Source organism: Pseudoalteromonas sp. K222D (assembly GCF_017653575.1).
In the GTDB taxonomy this organism is placed as follows: domain Bacteria; phylum Pseudomonadota; class Gammaproteobacteria; order Enterobacterales; family Alteromonadaceae; genus Pseudoalteromonas; species Pseudoalteromonas nigrifaciens.
This window is the reverse complement of the sequence record NZ_JAGGDL010000024.1, coordinates 34,361-54,053: the sequence shown is the minus strand read 5'-3', so window position 1 is coordinate 54,053 and position 19,693 is coordinate 34,361. Positions and strand designations below refer to the sequence as shown.

Here is a 19,693-nt window from a genome sequence, read left to right as displayed (position 1 = left end):
AGTTTTATGTCTTTCGACAGCTCAATGAATTCTGAATTTATTTTAATATCTTTCGATATTGAATTGACTGTGCCGAAGCAACTTATAAATAAGTTACTTCTGTTGGTCACTCAGTTTTCAATTGAGACTCTAATTTGTTTGCCTTACTTAGCGAACTAAGCTTGGCTGTTAGAACTCAATCTGTACGAGTGCCCACACAGATGATTGCTTTATATTGTTAAAGAACGTTTTGAGTCGCTTTAGCGTCTCAAGGGATGCGTATAATACATCCTTTATTTTTCGAGTCAATACTTTGTTTTAAACTTTCTTTTGGAAGATTTAAAACCGAAGTTTTATTTAACTCTCTGAGTAGTTCGTGTCTCGCTAAGCGTTGACGTTTCCCGTCTCAGTGGGGTCGCATTATAGGGATAAACGAGTGAGGGTCAACACTTTATTTCCGCTTTATGACAATTAAATGAATATTGTATAAAAGGCATACAAACAAAGGCTTGCAATGAAGTTTAAGCTTAAAAAAGCACCAAATAAATGGCAGTAATAGGGAAGTTATAGTTACGCTAGGTAGAAGGTAGGTTGTTTAGTTTAAATGTTATGTTTAAATAATTAAATGCGGCTTAGTTATAGTACTTTACTGGGTAGCTCTAAATAAGTTAAAAGCCGGTACTTTACACCTTTTAAGGTTTAGCAAAATACTCAGTTAAATATCTGATGTAGAGTAGGGGGCTCATATTGTTCAGACAATAAAAAAGCGAGTTAATAACTCGCTTCTATCTACTTATACTTTTTAACTAAATATAAGTCGTTATTTTTTAACTGGGCGTTTCCAGCCATCTAAATTACGCTGTTTGCCTCGAGCAATAGCTAGTTGCTCATCTGCTACTGTATTCGTAATAACAGAGCCTGCACCAATTGTTGCCATTGCACCAATATTTACGGGTGCAACAAGCGATGAGTTAGAACCAATAAAGGCATTGTTGCCAATAATGGTTTTTGCTTTATTAACGCCGTCATAGTTACAGGTAATAGTACCCGCGCCAATATTAACCTTTTCGCCAATTTCAGCATCACCTAGGTAACTTAAGTGATTAGCTTTAGAGCCTTTACCTAAACGGGTTTTTTTCATTTCGACGAAGTTACCAACATGTGAGTCTTCTTCCATAATGGCACCTGGGCGAAGGCGGGCATAGGGACCAAGCGTACATTTAGCAGCAACTGTTGCATCTTCTATGAGTGTATTAGCTTTTATTATAACGTTATCGCCAATGCTGCAGTTTTTGAGCACACAGTTTGGTCCAATTTCAACGTTATGACCTATAGTCACTTTGCCTTCAAAAATCACGTTTATATCTATTAGTACATCTTCACCGGTGGTGACTGTTCCGCGAACATCTATACGGGCAGGATCGGCAAGTGTTGCCCCATTAAGCATTAACTCTTCTGCTTGCCATGCTTGGTACGCACGTTCAAGACCAGCTAGTTGTATACGATTATTAGCGCCTTCTACTTCCATTGGGTGATCTGGCTGAGCTGATGTAATTTCGACACCTTCGCTATGCGCCATTGCCACTATGTCGGTTAGGTAATATTCGCCTTGTGCATTATTGTTAGATAAGTTGCCTAACCAGCTTTTTAGCAATCGACCATTAACGGCCATAATACCGGTATTTACTTCGCTAATAAGTAATTGCTCTGGGCTGGCATCTTTTTGCTCAACAATACCCACTAACTTGCCATCAACACGTAGCATACGTCCGTAACCATTTGGATTGGCTAAATTTACGGTTAATACCGCTAAACCATGTTTAGGTGTCGCAGCTAATAAACGTTCAAGCGTTGATTGCTTAGTTAAAGGCACGTCACCGTATAAAATCAGCACTGTATCATCGTCATTAACATGAGAGTTGGCTTGCGCTACTGCATGACCCGTACCTAACTGCTCAGCTTGGAGTACCCAATTTACGTTGTTGTTGGCCAGTTGTTGTTGTAATAGTTCGCCACCATGACCGTAAACTAAGTTAGTAGTAGTTGCACCTAGTGCTTTTGCGTTATCAATAACGTGCTGCACCATAGGTTTGCCAGCCACTTTATGAAGAACTTTAGGTAGCGCTGAGCGCATGCGAGTACCTTTACCCGCTGCAAGAATAACCGTTGTTAGAGACATTAAAACAATTTCCTTTTTTCGTTGTTTTAGCTAAATAAGCGCGTACTGGTGCACAGTAGATTATGTAAATCACATCATGTGCAAATACTCAGTAGCTTAATTACTGACTACTGAATCTTGGCTGAAACACTCAGACACTTCAATGGCGTTATTGTAACGGGGATTAGTGATGGATATAAGTAACAAGGGATAAATAGTGAGCACAAAAAGTAAATTTATAATTTTTATAACATTGCTGATTTATATTACAGGCACAAAAAAGCCCACGTTATGTGGGCTTTTAAAAACCAGATAGGCTTACTTTTTACGTAATTGCTGAATAATGCGTAGCTGAGCAATTGCTTCAGCTAGTTGCACTGCGGCTTGATTATAATCAAGTTCAGCAGATGCACCTTTCGCCATTTGAGCTTCAGCGTCACGTTTAGCAGCTTCTGCAGCTTGCTCGTCAAGGTCTTCACCACGAACAGCTGTATCAGCAAGAACAGTCACTAGATTAGGTTGTACTTCTAATGTACCGCCAGCAATGTAGATGAACTCTTCTTCACCAAATTGCTTAACTAAACGTACCATACCAGGTTTAAGGGCAGTAAGTAGTGGAGCGTGACCAGCATTAACGCCTAACTCACCTTCACTACCAGTAACTTGAATCGATTCAACACGGCCAGAGAACAAACTCTGCTCTGCGCTTACTACATCAAGATGTACAGTCATAGCTGCCATACTCCCCTCCTAAGTTACATGCTTTTGGCTTTTTCTTGAGCTTCTTCGATAGAGCCAACCATGTAGAACGCTTGCTCTGGCATGTCATCAAATTCACCGTTTAAGATGCCTTTAAAGCCAGAAATTGTATCTTTTAGTGATACGTATTTACCAGACGCGCCTGTAAACACCTCTGCCACGAAGAATGGCTGAGATAGGAAACGTTGGATTTTACGTGCACGAGATACAAGTTGCTTATCTTCGTCAGAAAGCTCGTCCATACCTAGGATTGCAATGATGTCTTTAAGTTCTTTATAACGCTGAAGAACTGTTTGAACGCCACGTGCTGTATCGTAGTGCTCTTGACCAATTACTTGTGGGTCAAGTTGACGTGAAGATGAATCAAGTGGGTCTACCGCTGGGTAGATACCAAGTGACGCGATATCACGCGAAAGTACTACAGTTGCGTCTAAGTGAGCAAAGGTAGTTGCTGGAGATGGATCCGTTAAATCATCCGCAGGTACGTATACCGCTTGGATTGAAGTGATTGAACCCGTCTTAGTAGAAGCAATACGCTCTTGTAATACACCCATTTCTTCAGCAAGTGTAGGCTGGTAGCCTACCGCTGATGGCATACGACCAAGAAGTGCAGATACTTCTGTACCAGCAAGTGTGTAACGGTAGATGTTATCTACGAAGAAAAGTACATCGCGACCTTCGTCACGGAACTTTTCAGCCATAGTAAGACCTGTTAACGCTACGCGTAAACGGTTACCTGGAGGCTCGTTCATCTGACCGTATACAAGCGATACTTTATCAAGTACGTTTGAATCGTTCATCTCATGGTAGAAATCGTTACCTTCACGTGTACGCTCACCAACACCGGCGAATACTGAGTAGCCGCTGTGCTCGATTGCGATGTTACGGATAAGTTCCATCATGTTTACGGTTTTACCAACACCGGCACCACCGAATAAACCAACTTTACCACCTTTAGCGAATGGACATACAAGGTCGATAACCTTGATACCAGTTTCTAAAAGCTCAACTGAACTTGATTGCTCTTCGTAAGTAGGCGCTGCACGGTGAATAGACATACGGTCTTCTTCGCCGATTGGGCCAGCTTCATCGATTGGCTCACCAAGTACGTTCATGATACGACCAAGTGTTGCTTTACCAACTGGAACTTGAATCGACTCACCTGTATTCATTACCGAAGCACCACGACGCAAACCGTCTGTAGTACCCATAGCGATAGTACGTACCACACCGCCACCTAACTGTTGTTGAACTTCTAGAGTCAACCCAGTTAAATCGCCATCTGTTACTCTTAGCGCGTCATATACGGCTGGCACGTTGTTTTGTGGAAATTCAATATCCACAACGGCACCGATAATTTGGACGACCTTACCTAAACTCATGTCTATTCCTCTCGTTAATCTTTGCCTGAAGCATTAAACCGCTGCTGAACCAGAACAAATCTCACTAATTTCTTGTGTGATTGCTGCTTGGCGAGCTTTGTTATAAATAAGCTGTAACTCATCCATAAGGTCGCCGGCATTGTCTGTTGCAGCTTTCATTGCAACCATGCGGGCAGCCTGCTCAGATGCAGCATTTTCAACTACACCTTGGTATACTTGAGACTCAACAAACCGTACTAACAACGCTTCTAAAATAGCGTCTGGGTTTGGCTCATACAAGTAATCCCATGTGTGGGCAGATACTTCTTCTTCAGCTTTTGGCAAAGGGAGTAACTGATCTACTGTTGGCTCTTGCTTCATGGTATTTACAAACTTGTTGTATACCAAGAATAAACGGTCAATTTTACCTTCAGAGAATGCATCAAGCATTACTTTTACAGGACCAATTATATCCTGAATTGAAGGTTTATCTCCTAAGCCTGCTTTTTTAGCAAGGACTTGACCACCAAAGCGTTGGAAGAAACCAGCAGCTTTACTGCCTAAAGTTGCAAACTCTGCGCTTACACCTTTTTCTTTCCATGCTTTAATATCTAGTGCAACTTTTTTAAACTCATTTGAGTTTAAACCGCCACACAGACCACGGTCTGTAGAGATAACAATATAACCAACTCGTTTTACTTCACGCTCTTCTAAAAAAGGGTGGGTAAAATCAAGATTTGCCTGAGCAACACGACCAATCACTGTGCGTAATTTTGCAGCGTATGGACGGCTTGTAGCAACGCGTTCTTGCGCCCTTTTCATTTTAGACGCAGCAACCATTTCCATTGCGCTAGTGATCTTTTGAGTATTTTTAATACTACCGATCTTGCTTTTAATCTCTTTTCCGCTGGCCATGACTCTCTCTCCGAATCAAGGTGTGCTTTAGTTTCCTAAAGCGCACCATTAATAACTATATTACCAAGTTTGCGTAGACTTGAACTTCGTTAGAAGTTCTTTAAGTTGCGCTTCGATCTCGGCGTTGTAGTTACCAGTTTCATTGATTTGAGCCACAAGCTCTGCGTATGTGCTATTTGCATACGAAAGTAAAGCCGCTTCAAAATCCATGATCTTAGCGATCTCGATATCTTGAAGGAAACCTTTTTCAGCAGCAAATAACGACAAAGACATTTCAGCAACAGACATTGGCGCGTACTGTTTCTGCTTCATTAGCTCTGTTACACGCTCACCATGCTCAAGTTGAGCACGAGTTGCATCATCAAGGTCAGACGCGAACTGCGAGAACGCAGCTAATTCACGGTACTGAGCTAGGGCTAGACGAATACCGCCACCTAGTTTCTTAACGATTTTAGTTTGTGCAGCACCACCAACACGCGATACCGAAATACCAGCGTTTACTGCCGGACGGATACCTGAGTTGAATAGGTCAGTTTCTAAGAAAATTTGACCATCGGTGATAGAGATAACGTTAGTCGGTACGAACGCAGAAACGTCGCCGCCTTGAGTTTCAATGATTGGCAATGCCGTCAATGAACCAGTTGTACCTTTCACTTCACCATTAGTGAACTTTTCAACGTATTCAGCGTTTACACGCGAAGCACGTTCTAAAAGACGAGAGTGAAGATAGAATACGTCACCTGGGTATGCTTCACGACCTGGTGGGCGCTTAAGTAGTAATGAAATTTGACGATAAGCAACTGCTTGCTTAGACAAATCATCATATACGATTAAAGCGTTTTCACCGCGGTCACGGAAGTATTCACCCATAGTACAGCCCGCGAACGGTGCTAAGTACTGAAGTGCCGCTGATTCAGAAGCAGATGCAACAACTACGATAGTATTTGCTAATGCACCGTGCTCTTCTAATTTGCGAACTACGTTAGCAATAGTAGATGCTTTTTGACCAATCGCAACGTACACACACTTAACGCCTGTGCCTTTTTGATTGATGATTGCATCGATTGCTAGTGCAGTTTTACCTGTTTGGCGGTCACCAATGATAAGTTCACGTTGACCACGACCAACTGGAATCATCGCATCGATAGATTTATAACCAGTTTGTACTGGCTCATCTACAGATTTACGCTCGATTACACCTGGTGCAATTTTTTCTACAGGTTCAAACCCGTCATTATCTAGCGCGCCTTTACCATCGATCGGAGCACCTAGTGTGTTAACAACACGACCAAGTAGACCAGGACCAACAGGCACTTCTAAAATACGACCAGTTGTATATACTTTTACGCCTTCAGTAAGATCCGCGTACGGACCCATTACTACTGCACCAATTGAGTCGCGCTCAAGGTTTAGTGCGATAGCATAACGGTTGCCTGGAAGCTCAATCATCTCACCTTGCATACAGTCAGCTAGACCGTGGATGCGGATGATACCGTCTGTAACAGATACAATAGTACCTTCGTTACGAGCTTCACTTACAACTTCGAACTGCTCAATACGTTGTTTGATCAGATCTGAAATTTCAGTGGAATTAAGTTGCATGCTCTTTTTCCCAATTACGATTGTAGTGTTGTGGCTAAGCGGTTTAATTTACCGCGAATAGAGCCGTCGATTACAGTGTCACCCGCCTTAATAATAAGGCCTCCAACTACTGCTGCGTCTTCACTACAATTCAGCTTAACTTTGCGTGCGAAACGTTTTTCAAGTGCCGCTACCAATGACTCTTGTTGCGCTGCAACAAGAGGGGTTGCCGAAATCACATCAACGTCGATTTCTTTGTCGTATTCTGCTTTAAATTTAGCAAATAACTGTGCAACTGCTGGTAGTGCGATCAAACGTCCATTTTCAGCCATCACCTTAACTAGGTTCTGACCTTGTTCGTTGAGCTGCTCAGCACAAATTTGAATAAATAATTCAGCTTGTGTAGTAGCAGTAGGCATACCCGCTAGAAGCGCAGATGCTTTTTCATTGCTAGCAACGTGGCCAGCAAAAAATAACATCTCGTTCCAACTTTCAATAGTGCCTTTTTCAACGGCAAGTTCAAAAGCCGCTTTAGCGTATGGGCGAGCGATAGTAGTCAATTCAGACATGCTCATACCCTCCTAGTTACAGCTCAGCGACAAGTTTTTCAACGATGTCACTATGTGCAGCTTGATTAATTTCACGCTCTAAAATTCTCTGTGCGCCAACCACTGCCAGAGTTGCTACTTGCTTACGTAGCTCTTCTGTCACACGGTTACGCTCTGATTCAATTTCAGAGTGCCCTTGAGCAATGATTTTTTCACGCTCTTGTTGACCACGAACTGTCTCTTCGTCAACAATTAGCACAGCACGCTTTTTAGCTTGGTCTATGATATCAGCCGCTTGAACTTTGGCATCTTTAAGCTGTTCTGCAGCTTTCTTTTGCGCTAGTTCTAAGTCTTTTTCGGCTCTATCAGAGGCAGCTAAACCATCTTCGATTTTTTTCTGGCGAGCTTCAATTGCACCGTTTAGTGGTGGCCATACGAACTTCATACAAAAAAGTACGAACACCGTAAACGCAATCAATTCACCGATAAGAGTGGCGTTTAAATTCACAACCGCTCCTCCTTAAATAGTAAGCTGTTCAAAAAATAAAATTAAAGTACGAACAACAATACCATAGCGATACCAACACCAATCATTGCTACAGCATCGATTAGACCAGCAAGGATAAACATTTTAACTTGTAGCGAAGGTGCAAGCTCAGGTTGACGCGCACATGCTTCAAGGAATTTACCGCCCATGTTACCAAAACCAACTGCTGTACCGATTGCACCGAAGCCAATTAGTAAAGCTACTGCGATGTACTTAAGACCTAATACTAGTTCCATTTTTTTCTCCAAAGTTTCAATTGTAATTAAAGTTAAATATTAAAGGTAAAGATTATAAATTAGTGATTATCTGAACTTGCCATGCTTAGGTAAACAATGGTCAGCATCATAAATAAGAATGCTTGCAGTGTAATAACTAAGATATGGAATACTGCCCATACAAAGTGCAGTGGTAACTGCATAAAACCAATTGCGCCAATCAAGATGAAAATCAATTCACCTGCATACAAGTTACCAAATAAACGTAGTGCTAACGAAAATGGCTTAGAAACCAATGCGATAAGCTCAAGTAACAAGTTGAAAGGAATCAATAAAATTTGCACAAACACGTTATTAGAGCTAAACGGGTGAAGCGTTAGTTCTTTAATAAAGCCGCCAATGCCTTTGATTTTTATTGCAAAACCAACCATTAAAATAAATACACCCAGCGCAAGTGCAGAGGTCATATTAATATCGGTAGTCGGTACAATTTTCATGTACACGTCGTGTGAGTCCATACCGAATGCTGTTTCACCAACGAAACCTGCAAATGATGGTAAAAAGTCAACCGGGATTAAGTCCATTAAGTTCATTAAGAACACCCAAACGAATATCGTTAGGGCTAATGGCGCAATAAGCTTACTTTTACCGTGGAAGGTATCGCGTACGTTGTCGCCAACGAACTCAACGATAATTTCAATAAAACACTGAAATTTTCCTGGTACACCAAGTGTTGATTTTTTTGCGGCACTACGGAAGATCCATAAAAATATTAGACCTAATCCGATAGACCATGCGAGGGTATCCACATGCCATGTCCAGAATCCACTATCCGCACATGCTTTATTGAAGGCTAAACCGGCATCGGTCGAACACATCTTCGCATTGGTCAAGTGGTGCTGAATATGGCTAGATAGAGTAACTTCTTCTGCAGCCATGTTATATCCCAAAGTTAATGTTTAAAAAAAACGGGTGCAAACAATCCAGTAAACAACACCAACACATAAGCACTAAAAAAAGGCAGTAACACTACCGGGTAAAGCTTTAGTATTAGCGCGAACAATATGATTGTTAGCATAAATTTTAGTCCGTTGCCGCGTTTTAACGAGGCATACGCTTGATTTGCTTTACTCGCACCCATATATCTGAATGCGTAGAGGGCAAATACTAAGTGGGGGAGTACTGCTACGGTGCCTCCAGCAAATGCTGATAGCCCGGCATTTATTCCCCAACCTAAAAAAATAATTACTGTAGTAACTAACGCTACTACTCCCTGCAGAAGAATTAATTTCAATGCGGCAAGCCTATATGGTCTTGCTAACTTATTCGTCACGTTTAGTTAACCTTAATGGCGTTCTAATTGTCAGGGTATGAAAACTGGCGAAATTATACTTAATCCTGCCAGTTTTGCAACTTGAGTAGCTGTATTGTGGTGTAAAATAACGACAATTGTCTCATTTTAGACATGTTATTTATTAATGCTGGGAATAGTCTTGGTTGATACGGTTTAAAATGCCATCTAATTCATCAAGGTTTGTGTAAGAAATAACCAACTTACCTTTGCCTTTTTTGTTATAGTTTATTTCTACTTTGGCACCTATGTTTTCAGCGAGTTGTTGCTCTAACTGTTTAACATCTGGATCTTTTTCTGTTGCTTCTTTAGCGGCTACAGGCTCTAAAATTGAACGTACAAGCTTTTCGGTTTCTCGCACTGTAAGTGCTTTAGCCACAGCTAAACGCGCCGCATCAGATTGCGTATCTCCCTCAAGCGCTAATAAACAACGAGCGTGGCCCATTTCAATATCGCCGTGTTCTAACAATGTTTTTACGTCATTATTTAAATTATTTAAACGCAATAAATTAGTCACTGTAGTACGAGATTTACCAACGGCATCGGCTACTTGTTGATGCGTTAATTCAAACTCATTTAGTAAACGGTTTAAAGCAACCGCTTCTTCCATGGCATTTAAATCTTCACGCTGAATATTTTCTATTAAAGCAATAGCAACCGCAGCTTCATCGGGTACATCTTTAATAATACAAGGTACAGTATCAAGCTTAGCAATTTGCGCTGCACGCCAACGACGTTCACCGGCAATAATTTCATAGCTATTTTGAGCAATAGGGCGCACTACAATTGGCTGAATAATGCCTTGCGCACGAATTGAACTAGCTAACTCTTCTAATGCTTCTTCCGACATATCTTTACGCGGTTGATATTTACCCGAGTGTAAAAATTCGATCGGTAATTTTTGTAATTCGCTTTGTTGAGATTGCGTTACATTGTGCATAATGTCAGTTGTATTTGACGAATTTTGCTCATTGCTACTTGTTGGTGCAGGTTTTGATGAACTTAACAGCGCATCGAGTCCTCGGCCTAAACCTCTTTTTTTAGCAGACATATTATTTTTTTACCTCAAAGTTAGGCGACAACTGGCGTTGTTTTTTCTTTTCTGCGTAACATTTCACCAGCCAGTGCTAAATATGCTTTAGCACCACTTGATGCCCGGTCATAATACATCGCTGGTGCACCAAAACTTGGTGCCTCGGCTAAGCGAACATTACGCGGGATCACTGTGCGGTAAACTTTATCGCCAAAATGTTGTTTTAATTGTTCTGATACATCATTAGCTAATCGATTACGCGGATCGTACATAGTACGAAGTATGCCTTCAATTTGTAGCTTAGGATTAACTAACTTGGCAAGTTGCGTAATGGTGTCCATTAATGCGGTTAAACCTTCTAACGCATAATATTCACATTGCATAGGGACTAAAATAGAGTCGGCTGCAGCCATGGCATTTACTGTTAACATATTTAAAGAAGGAGGGCAGTCGATAAAAATGAATTCATATTGGTCTTGAATTTTTTCCAGCGCATTACGCAAACGTACTTCGCGGGCAAATAATTCCATTAATTTTACTTCTGCAGCGGTTACATCACCATTTGCAGCAATCATATGATATTCACCAGAGGTTTCTTTAATTATAACCTCTTCAATTGGCTTGTTTTCTATCAGCAAATCGTAAATAGTTGGCACGTCGCCATACTTATCTACGCCACTACCCATAGTGGCATTACCTTGCGGATCGAGATCAATTAACAACACTTTTCGTTTTGTTGCAGCCATAGATGCAGCGAGGTTAACAGCGGTTGTAGTTTTACCTACACCACCTTTTTGATTTGCTAATGCGATGACTTTTGCCACAGTGTCTCTGATCCCTAGTCTTTAGAAAGAATAATTAAATGTCGTTGTGCATCTAAATTAGGTACTTCTAATGCAATTTTTTGCTCAAACTTAACGCCAGTCGGTAATGACTCTAGCTCTTCGCTAGGGAACACACCTTTAAGGGCAATAAATTTTCCTGAATGATCAATTAAGTGTCCACACCAGTCAACCATATCTTGCAATGAAGCAAATGCGCGACTGAGTACACCATCTAATTTAACACTTGGCTGATATTCTTCAACTCTTGACTGCACCGGAGTGACGTTATCAAGTCCTAGCTCATGTTTAACATGCATTAAAAAACGTACACGTTTACCTAAACTATCAAGTAACACAAAATGAGTGTTAGGTAATGCAATCGCTAATACAATACCAGGTAAGCCAGGGCCAGTTCCTACATCAATATAATGATGACCGGGTAAATGAGGTGCAACAACTAAGCTGTCCATTATGTGCTTAACCATCATTTCTTCAGGTAAGCGTACTGAGGTTAAATTATAAGCTTTGTTCCACTTAGTTAATAACTCAACGTAACGAACCAGCTGTTGCTGTTGTTTTTCGGTTAGCGCAATATTAGTTTGCGCTAACAATGTAGTTAATTGTTGCTGTAACACTAGGTACCCTCGCCGTTATGCTGATTTGCGTAACAAGCCTTGCTTCTTCAGATACACCAATAATAACGAAATCGCCGCTGGGGTGATACCAGAAATACGCGAAGCTTGACCAATAGTGTCTGGACGAGCATCAATCAGCTTAGCAACAACCTCATTTGATAAACCCGATACGGTTTTATAATCAAACTCTTTTGGTAAAATTGTTTGCTCATGGCGTAACTGTTTATTGATCTCATCTTGCTGGCGCACAATATAACCTGCGTACTTTGTATGGATCTCAACTTGTTCAAGCGCGGCTTGATTAGTAAATTCAGATCCTAAGCCGTCAATTGCCATTAGATCGTTATAACGAATTTCAGGACGACGTAATAATTCCTCTAAACTAGCTTCACGCGTTAATGGCGTTTTTAGCAATGCATTAACTTGATCTATCATAGTATGATCTTTGTGGATCCAGGTATCTTTAATACGCTGTTTCTCTTTAGCGATCACTTCCATTTTTTCGTTATATGCCTGCCAACGTTCGTCATTCACTAAGCCTAATTCGCGGCCTTTTTCAGTTAAACGAATATCGGCATTATCTTCACGTAATAATAAACGGTATTCAGCACGGCTAGTAAACATACGATAAGGTTCTTTCGTTCCCAAAGTAGTTAAGTCGTCAATAAGTACACCCACATAAGCTTCGTCACGACGTGGAGTCCAAGACTCTTTACCCTGAACTTTTAAAGCAGCATTCATACCTGCAATTAAACCTTGAGCACCCGCTTCTTCATAACCGGTAGTACCATTTATTTGGCCCGCAAAAAATAAGCCATCAATAAATTTAGTTTCTAATGAACGTTTTAAATCGCGCGGATCAAAAAAGTCATATTCAATAGCATAACCAGGACGACAAATATGAGCGTTTTCAAAGCCAGTAATAGATTGCACAATTTCAATTTGCACATCAAACGGTAAACTGGTCGAAATACCATTTGGGTATAACTCATATGATGTTAAACCTTCTGGCTCAACAAAAATTTGATGTTTGTCTTTATCAGCAAAACGAACAATTTTATCTTCAATAGAAGGGCAGTAGCGCGGGCCTATGCCTTCAATAACACCACCATACATTGGCGAGCGATGTAAGTTTTTACGAATAACATCATGGGTCTTTTCATTAGTAAAGGTGATGTAACACGGTATTTGTTGTGGGTGATCACTTGGTTTACCCATAAATGAAAATACCGGTATAGGCGTATCACCTGCTTGTTCTTGCATTTTACTAAAATCAACAGTACGGGCATCAATACGTGGTGGAGTACCGGTTTTTAAACGATCCACTCTAAAAGGTAATTCACGTAAACGATCAGCCAATGCAATTGAAGGAGGATCGCCTGCACGACCACCTTTAAAGTTTTCTAAACCTATATGTATTTGGCCACCTAAAAAAGTACCTACGGTTAGCACAACACTTGGAGCACTAAAACGTAAACCCATTTGGGTAACCACACCAGTAACACGATCGTTTTCAACAATAAGATCATCACACGATTGTTGAAAAATCTTTAAGTTATCTTGGTTTTGCAATGTTGTTTGAATTGCCGCTTTGTACAAAGCGCGATCAGCCTGTGCTCGGGTTGCACGAACGGCTGGGCCTTTTGAAGAATTAAGTGTGCGAAATTGGATCCCGCCTTTGTCAATGGCCTGTGCCATTGCACCACCTAGAGCGTCAATTTCTTTAACTAAGTGACCTTTGCCAATGCCACCAATTGCTGGGTTACATGACATTTGACCAAGGGTATCCATATTGTGAGTTAGCAGCAGGGTATTCATCCCCATACGTGCGGCTGCCAATGCGGCTTCAGTGCCAGCATGTCCACCACCTACTACGATAACGTCAAAATTTTCGTGAAAAATCATTAATGGGATCCTACTTAAATCAAACCAGTAAACTTCAAAAGGGAGCGTATTCTACCTAGAATTTAGCAGAAGATAAATGATTAACAGCGGTCAAGATCTAAGTGTGTGATCTCTAATAATATAAAGGATCTTTTAAAGAGATCTTTTATTACTATTACTACTACTGAAGCACTTTTCTGTTGATAAGGTTTAGATCTTTATTTAAAACATGCGATTAGATCAGATCTAAAGTTGTGAACATGATCGGATCATCCAGCGAATAAGCTCTGATCAAAAAGGCACTTTATGCACAGGGCAATATCAACCGGATCTTATCCAATGGATAAGCATAGCTATAAATGCAGTTTAATCAGTGTTTATCCACAAAAACTATTAAATTATTAGTAAATTGTGGGTAACTTTAATTTGGTTTTTTAGCTTGATCTATTAATTTAAGCCTGTTTTAGCTAGCCAAGAGTCAAGCCAGGCCAGTGCAGTATCCTCTGGTAGCGCTTCATCAAGAATATTAAGCTCTAAGCGTTCGGCTACTCTAAGTGCACCTTTTTGTGCTAATAACTCATCTATATTGCGCCCAGCAAGGTTATAAGTATCGTAACTGGTATCGCCTAAACCAATGACTGAGTATTTTATATTAGATAAATCATCAGCTTGTGTTAAATCGTCAATAAAGCTAATTAAGTTTTCAGGGTAATCTCCTGCGCCATAAGTAGATGTACATATTAACCAAATAGTATTTTGCTGATCTATATCGTTAAATGCAGGCTGTTCATGTAGTTGCGTACTGATACCTTGAGCATTAAGTTGATCACCTAATTGTTCTGCAACATATTCAGCGGATCCCATTTGGCTGCCAATAATAATATTTACTGCACTCATTAATTTTTGTGATCACATGGCTTTTAATTGCCGCTTATAATAACTGAGTTTGTATAACAGTAAAGTTAAGAGTGCTTTTTTGTATAACTATTTTAGCTGTAAATTTAGCCTTACTTACTTGTGATGTTTTAAGTTGTTGATTAAATAGGGTTTAACAAATAATCTTTAAATGTAATCTTCTGATCAAGTTGTTGATAACAGTGGGGAAAGCTCTGTTTAAAGCCGCTTTATTATTTATGATTGATCGCTAAGTTATTGATTTAAAAAATATGAAAATGCTTAAATAGACATTATTAAGCAATAATATATAGCCTGATCATAATGTGGATAGAATGCCTGTTGATAAGTGCTATTTAGATCATAAAATAAATTTAAATGAGATCAAATAAAGCTGATCTTTTTATTAAATGAGTCAATTAACAGTAAATAGTTAGTTTTAATGGCGGATCTAGGATATTTACTTAGTTAAATACGGAAATTTAAGTCTCTATAAAAGGTAATAAAGGCTAATTGTGGATAACTGATCTGAGATTATTTATTTTTTCAGCGCAGATCATCATTAATTTTAGCTAACTTGGCCGACCAAAAATATAATTCACGCTTACTTGGTGTTGTGTTGCTCTACTCAATTTTATAAATATGCGTAATTTAGAGTCAATAAAAGCCTAAAATAGGCTCCTATATTGAATAAATTATAAACATATATTGCAGCTCTTAAGCTTAATTAAGGCTATTTTAATAGGAAGTATTACCATAATAGCCACCGTAAAATTGATCCACTGCAGTTAAAATAGCAGTCTGTTTTGTAAAAAACAGACTGCGTTAATGCTATAAATTAGCCGTTTTATAGCTATTAAAGTGGCATTATTTTTAGTTAAAACGACATTACTCTAACAAATAAAGACTGGCCAGCTCTTATCAGGCATTAATATTAGCGCAATAAAGCTGTTTTTAGGGAGGAAATAGGTAGTGAAAGCAGGGGATTTTGACAATAAAAAAGAGCCTCTAGGGCTCTTTAAAATATATTTGGCAACTTATTTACCAATACAAAACGAGCTAAATATTTTTCCAAGTAGGTCATCTGAGGTGAATTCACCGGTAATTTCGTTTAGATATTGCTGGGTTAAACGCAATTCTTCGGCGAGTATTTCGCCCGCTATATGCATTTCTAACTGAGCTTTACCTGTATCTAAGTGGTACGCTGCATGCTCAAGCGCATCAAGGTGGCGACGACGTGCCATAAAGCCGCCTTCTGTTGCACCATCAAAACCAATACAGGCTTTTAAATGCTCGCGAACCAGCTCAATACCGTCGGCATTTTTAGCACTTAAACTGATGACCGGGTATTGCTGATTTTGCTCCATACCAACAACATCGCCCGATAAATCGGCTTTATTTCTAATCACTGTAACCCCTAATCCAACGGGTAATTTAGCCATAAATTCTGGCCAAATTTTATGGGGATCAGTATCAATAGTGTCGGTTCCATCAAGCATAAACAGCACTCGGTCGGCTTGGTTTATTTCATCCCATGCGCGCTCAATACCTATTTGTTCTACTAAATCAGGGCTTTCACGCAGACCTGCTGTGTCTATAATATGCAGTGGCATGCCATCTATATGTATATGTTCACGTAGTACGTCACGTGTAGTGCCGGCAATTTCGGTTACAATAGCGGCTTCGCGCCCAGCAAGGGCATTTAATAAGCTTGATTTACCCGCATTAGGGCGACCGGCAATAACAACCCGCATACCTTCGCGCATTATGCTGCCTTGCTTAGCTTGATCGGTTACCGTATTGAGCTGGGCAATAATGGCATCTAAATCGCCAGAAACTTTACCGTCAGATAAAAAATCGATTTCTTCATCGGGAAAATCAATTGCGGCTTCTACGTACATACGCAAGTGAATTACTTTTTCTACAAGTGTTTCTATGTGCTTAGAAAATTCACCTTGGAGAGACTGTAGGGCGCTTTTAGCGGCTTGCTCGCTTGTAGCATTAATTAAATCGGCGATGGCTTCTGCTTGTGTTAAATCAAGCTTGTCATTCATAAATGCACGTTCAGAAAACTCCCCAGGCTTTGCTAAACGAACGCCCTCTATTTTACTAATTTCTTTAAGTAACATATCCAGTACTACAGGACCGCCGTGGCCTTGTAGTTCAAGTACATCTTCACCAGTGAATGAGTTAGGGCCGGCAAAGTAAATGGCAATACCTTGATCAAGTTGCTCGCCAGCAAGGCTTTTAAATGGCACATAATCGGCGTAGCGAACTTTAGGTATTTTACCTACTACTTTTTCGGCAACACTTTTAGCAAGGCTGCCTGAAACGCGAATAATACCAACACCACCACGTCCGGGGGCTGTTGCTTGTGCTGCAATTGTGTCTTGATTGATCATGCTATTAATTTGCCAACAATGAGTAACTTTATGGCGGTATTGTAACCTATGGATTTATTTGTAGCGAATAGCTGTGGTGAAAAACAGGTAATAAAAAAGGCGACCGAAGTCGCCTTTATATAAGTAGGAGCTTAATTAGCCTCTTACTTTAATACCTTTCTTTTCCATGCCGCGGTAGATGATGAGCATCTGGACAATAGAAATAAGGTTAGACACTAACCAGTAAAGAACTAAACCAGATGGGAACCATAAGAAGAACACAGAGAAGATAACCGGCATAAAGGTCATCATTTTTTGCTGCATTGGATCGGTAACCGTCATAGGCTGTAATTTTTGCGTAATAAACATACTGGCGCCAAATAAGATTGGTAACACGTAGTATGGGTCTTTCGCAGAAAGGTCAGTTAGCCAAAAAATAAATTCAGCGTGGCGAAGTTCTGTTGATTCTAAGAACACGTAGAACAAGGCTAAGAAAATAGGCATTTGTAGCAAAATAGGGAAACAGCCACCCATAGGGTTCACTTTTTCTTTTTTGTACATTTCCATTGTGGCTTGGCCGAATTTTTGACGGTCGTCACCAAATTTTTCTTTAAGCGCTGCCATTTTAGGCTGAAGGGCACGCATTTTAGCCATTGAAGTATATTGCGCTTTAGTCAGTGGGTACATTAACGACTTAACGATAATAGTAATGGCAATAATAGCCACACCCCAGTTACCTAAAATACTGTGTAACCACTTTAACAATACAAATAAAGGTTGTGAGATAAACCATAACCAACCGTAATCTACGGTTAAATCTAAATCTGGGTGAATAGCTTCAAGTACATCAGACTCTTTAGGGCCCATATAATAAGTCGCAGTAAGTGTTTGCTCACTACCAGCTTGAATATTAACCGCTTCGTCTTTAACACCAATGATGGCAGCATTACTCTTAGTAATTAAACTATAAAGTGTATTTGACTGATCCTGCATTGGAACCCAAGCACTTACAAAGTAATGTTGAATAAACGCAACATAGCCACCAAGTGTAATTTTATTTAGGTTTTTGTCAGCCATATCTGAAAAACTGTACTTTTCGTACGGGTCATCATCAGTACCGTATGCTGCACCTAAATAGTTTTGATCAACCATGCTGCCTTTGTCTTGTACAGTGCGCTTAACTTGTGTGTAAAGCTGTACTTGAAGTGGCGTGCTAGTGGTGTTGTTAATTGTGTATTCTAAAGCAACATCATATTGACCTTTTTTGAATACATAGGTTTTTGTAAAGTTAACACCATTACTATCAGTAAACTGTAGCGGCACTCTAAGCTCATCACCCGTTAAAGTGTATGACTTTTGCTCTACGTGGTAAGTTGGGCGACCTTGTGCAGAAGCATCAGGACCATTTAAGCCAATTAAACCACTTTGTGAAAAGTATTGTTTACCATCAAACTCACCAAGCAGCATATAAGGTGTTTCACTGCCTTTAGTTTCTTCATATTGAAGTAAGTAAGTTTCAACAATATCACCGCCTCGGGTATCAATTTTAACTTTGAAAACATCTGTTGTAATTTCAATTACAGAGCGTTTTGCTAAAGTTGCTGAGGCAGGTAACGCAGAGTCAGATGAAGTTGGTACATAATCTTCTGATTCTGATGATGTTGGGTTTAATGTTTGTGTGGTGGCACTCGGATCGGCTTTTGGCGTGTTGTAATCAGTATTCCATTCTTGAAATAATAAAAACGACACCAGCATCAGGCCAATGAATAAAAACGTGCGTTGCGATTCCATAACAGCTCTTATTTCTCGTGTTGGTGGTTAATATGGGTTAATTTTTCAGGAACGGGGTCGTTCCCACCTGAATGTAAAGGATGGCATTTTAATATGCGTTTAACTGCTAACCAACTGCCTTTTACTGATCCATGCAAATTAATTGCTTGAATAGCGTAACTAGAGCACGTTGGATTAAAACGACAATGCGGACCTAATAGCGGGCTAATCCACTTTTGATAACCGCGGATAAATAAAACTAAACAATACGTTGGCAAAGCAACAAGTGGTTTAAGTAACCTCATGATATATATGCTCCTACGTAAGTTTAGTAAATAGATACCATGTATTTAAAGACTCAATATGAGATTTCAAATGCATGATTAAAAGGTGAGCTAAAGATACCTTAATTAACCCTGTAATTCTATTGCTATTAGGTCTGTTTATTTGATTTAACTGATTTATTAGGGCGCTTTTTAAAAGGTGGTGGTTTGGGCGCACCCGGTTTGCAGCGCTCATCAATTTTACGCCACAACTTGGTCAGTTGTTTGGTTAATTCTTCATTAGACTGCTCATCAATACCACTTTTAACCATAAGCACAATATCTATATTGTCGATATTGTGTTTATTTAAACGAAAGCATTCGCGAGCTAAACGTTTAATACGGTTACGTTGACATGCCTTTTTAACTCGTTTTTTAGCAACAGTAAGTCCTAACCGAGGTTGATCTTGGTCATTAGGTTTAGCTAAAAGAGTAAAGAAAGGAGTTGCAGCCCGGGCGGGTTCATTAAATATGCGAGAGTAATGCGAGGGAGTTAACAGACGTAACTCCCTGCCAAAGTTAAAGTCTTCCACTT

General features: G+C 40.0%; 19 protein-coding genes. All 19 read right to left on the bottom strand.

What is annotated here, in order from left to right:
• Positions 1–799 precede the first annotated feature (799 nt).
• The 19 genes from glmU to rnpA all read right to left on the bottom strand — a co-directional run bounded on the left by glmU (position 800) and on the right by rnpA (position 19,691).
• Positions 800–2,158 (bottom strand): bifunctional UDP-N-acetylglucosamine diphosphorylase/glucosamine-1-phosphate N-acetyltransferase GlmU, encoded by a 1,359-nt coding sequence (gene glmU / locus J5X91_RS12470; RefSeq protein ID WP_089368914.1) that lies wholly within the window; start codon positions 2,156–2,158, stop codon positions 800–802.
• 297 nt (positions 2,159–2,455) lie between these two features.
• Entirely contained in the window at positions 2,456–2,878 is a 423-nt protein-coding gene (locus tag J5X91_RS12465) for a F0F1 ATP synthase subunit epsilon (protein ID WP_011329625.1), read from the bottom strand.
• Positions 2,879–2,892: 14 nt separating this feature from the next.
• Positions 2,893–4,278, bottom strand: a complete 1,386-nt coding sequence (gene atpD / locus J5X91_RS12460; protein ID WP_011329626.1) for a F0F1 ATP synthase subunit beta — start codon at positions 4,276–4,278, stop codon at positions 2,893–2,895.
• 33 nt (positions 4,279–4,311) lie between these two features.
• Positions 4,312–5,172: a F0F1 ATP synthase subunit gamma gene (gene atpG, locus J5X91_RS12455; RefSeq protein WP_011329627.1), complete on the bottom strand. Its 861-nt coding sequence runs from the start codon at positions 5,170–5,172 to the stop codon at positions 4,312–4,314.
• 60 nt (positions 5,173–5,232) lie between these two features.
• Positions 5,233–6,774: a F0F1 ATP synthase subunit alpha gene (gene atpA / locus J5X91_RS12450; protein WP_011329628.1), complete on the bottom strand. Its 1,542-nt coding sequence runs from the start codon at positions 6,772–6,774 to the stop codon at positions 5,233–5,235.
• Positions 6,775–6,788: 14 nt separating this feature from the next.
• Entirely contained in the window at positions 6,789–7,322 is a 534-nt protein-coding gene (gene atpH / locus J5X91_RS12445) for a F0F1 ATP synthase subunit delta (RefSeq protein ID WP_011329629.1), read from the bottom strand.
• Positions 7,323–7,338: 16 nt separating this feature from the next.
• Positions 7,339–7,809, bottom strand: coding sequence for a F0F1 ATP synthase subunit B (atpF, locus tag J5X91_RS12440; RefSeq protein ID WP_011329630.1), 471 nt, complete (start codon positions 7,807–7,809; stop codon positions 7,339–7,341).
• Positions 7,810–7,850: 41 nt separating this feature from the next.
• Positions 7,851–8,084: a F0F1 ATP synthase subunit C gene (gene atpE, locus J5X91_RS12435; protein WP_011329631.1), complete on the bottom strand. Its 234-nt coding sequence runs from the start codon at positions 8,082–8,084 to the stop codon at positions 7,851–7,853.
• Between the two features lie 59 nt (positions 8,085–8,143).
• Positions 8,144–9,001 (bottom strand): F0F1 ATP synthase subunit A, encoded by an 858-nt coding sequence (atpB, locus tag J5X91_RS12430; protein WP_011329632.1) that lies wholly within the window; start codon positions 8,999–9,001, stop codon positions 8,144–8,146.
• 14 nt (positions 9,002–9,015) lie between these two features.
• A complete protein-coding gene (locus tag J5X91_RS12425; RefSeq protein WP_011329633.1) occupies positions 9,016–9,396 on the bottom strand; it encodes an ATP synthase subunit I in 381 nt (126 codons plus the stop codon).
• A 142-nt stretch (positions 9,397–9,538) separates the two neighbouring features.
• Positions 9,539–10,465, bottom strand: a complete 927-nt coding sequence (locus tag J5X91_RS12420; protein ID WP_086996472.1) for a ParB/RepB/Spo0J family partition protein — start codon at positions 10,463–10,465, stop codon at positions 9,539–9,541.
• A gap of 20 nt (positions 10,466–10,485) precedes the next feature.
• Positions 10,486–11,271, bottom strand: a complete 786-nt coding sequence (locus tag J5X91_RS12415) for a ParA family protein (protein ID WP_011329635.1) — start codon at positions 11,269–11,271, stop codon at positions 10,486–10,488.
• 14 nt (positions 11,272–11,285) lie between these two features.
• Positions 11,286–11,906: a 16S rRNA (guanine(527)-N(7))-methyltransferase RsmG gene (gene rsmG / locus J5X91_RS12410; RefSeq protein WP_011329636.1), complete on the bottom strand. Its 621-nt coding sequence runs from the start codon at positions 11,904–11,906 to the stop codon at positions 11,286–11,288.
• Positions 11,907–11,921: 15 nt separating this feature from the next.
• Positions 11,922–13,811 (bottom strand): tRNA uridine-5-carboxymethylaminomethyl(34) synthesis enzyme MnmG, encoded by a 1,890-nt coding sequence (gene mnmG / locus J5X91_RS12405; RefSeq protein ID WP_011329637.1) that lies wholly within the window; start codon positions 13,809–13,811, stop codon positions 11,922–11,924.
• A gap of 426 nt (positions 13,812–14,237) precedes the next feature.
• Complete coding sequence (gene mioC, locus J5X91_RS12400) at positions 14,238–14,687, bottom strand: FMN-binding protein MioC (protein ID WP_208834944.1); 450 nt, start codon at positions 14,685–14,687, stop codon at positions 14,238–14,240.
• 1,034 nt (positions 14,688–15,721) lie between these two features.
• The gene (mnmE, locus tag J5X91_RS12395; RefSeq protein WP_086996465.1) at positions 15,722–17,086 is read right to left on the bottom strand and encodes a tRNA uridine-5-carboxymethylaminomethyl(34) synthesis GTPase MnmE; all 1,365 of its coding nucleotides are present in this window, start codon (positions 17,084–17,086) and stop codon (positions 15,722–15,724) included.
• Positions 17,087–17,221: 135 nt separating this feature from the next.
• Positions 17,222–18,856 (bottom strand): membrane protein insertase YidC, encoded by a 1,635-nt coding sequence (gene yidC, locus J5X91_RS12390; protein WP_011329640.1) that lies wholly within the window; start codon positions 18,854–18,856, stop codon positions 17,222–17,224.
• Positions 18,857–18,864: 8 nt separating this feature from the next.
• The gene (gene yidD / locus J5X91_RS12385) at positions 18,865–19,140 is read right to left on the bottom strand and encodes a membrane protein insertion efficiency factor YidD (protein WP_011329641.1); all 276 of its coding nucleotides are present in this window, start codon (positions 19,138–19,140) and stop codon (positions 18,865–18,867) included.
• Between the two features lie 128 nt (positions 19,141–19,268).
• A complete protein-coding gene (gene rnpA, locus J5X91_RS12380; protein ID WP_208834943.1) occupies positions 19,269–19,691 on the bottom strand; it encodes a ribonuclease P protein component in 423 nt (140 codons plus the stop codon).
• Positions 19,692–19,693: the final 2 nt, after the last annotated feature.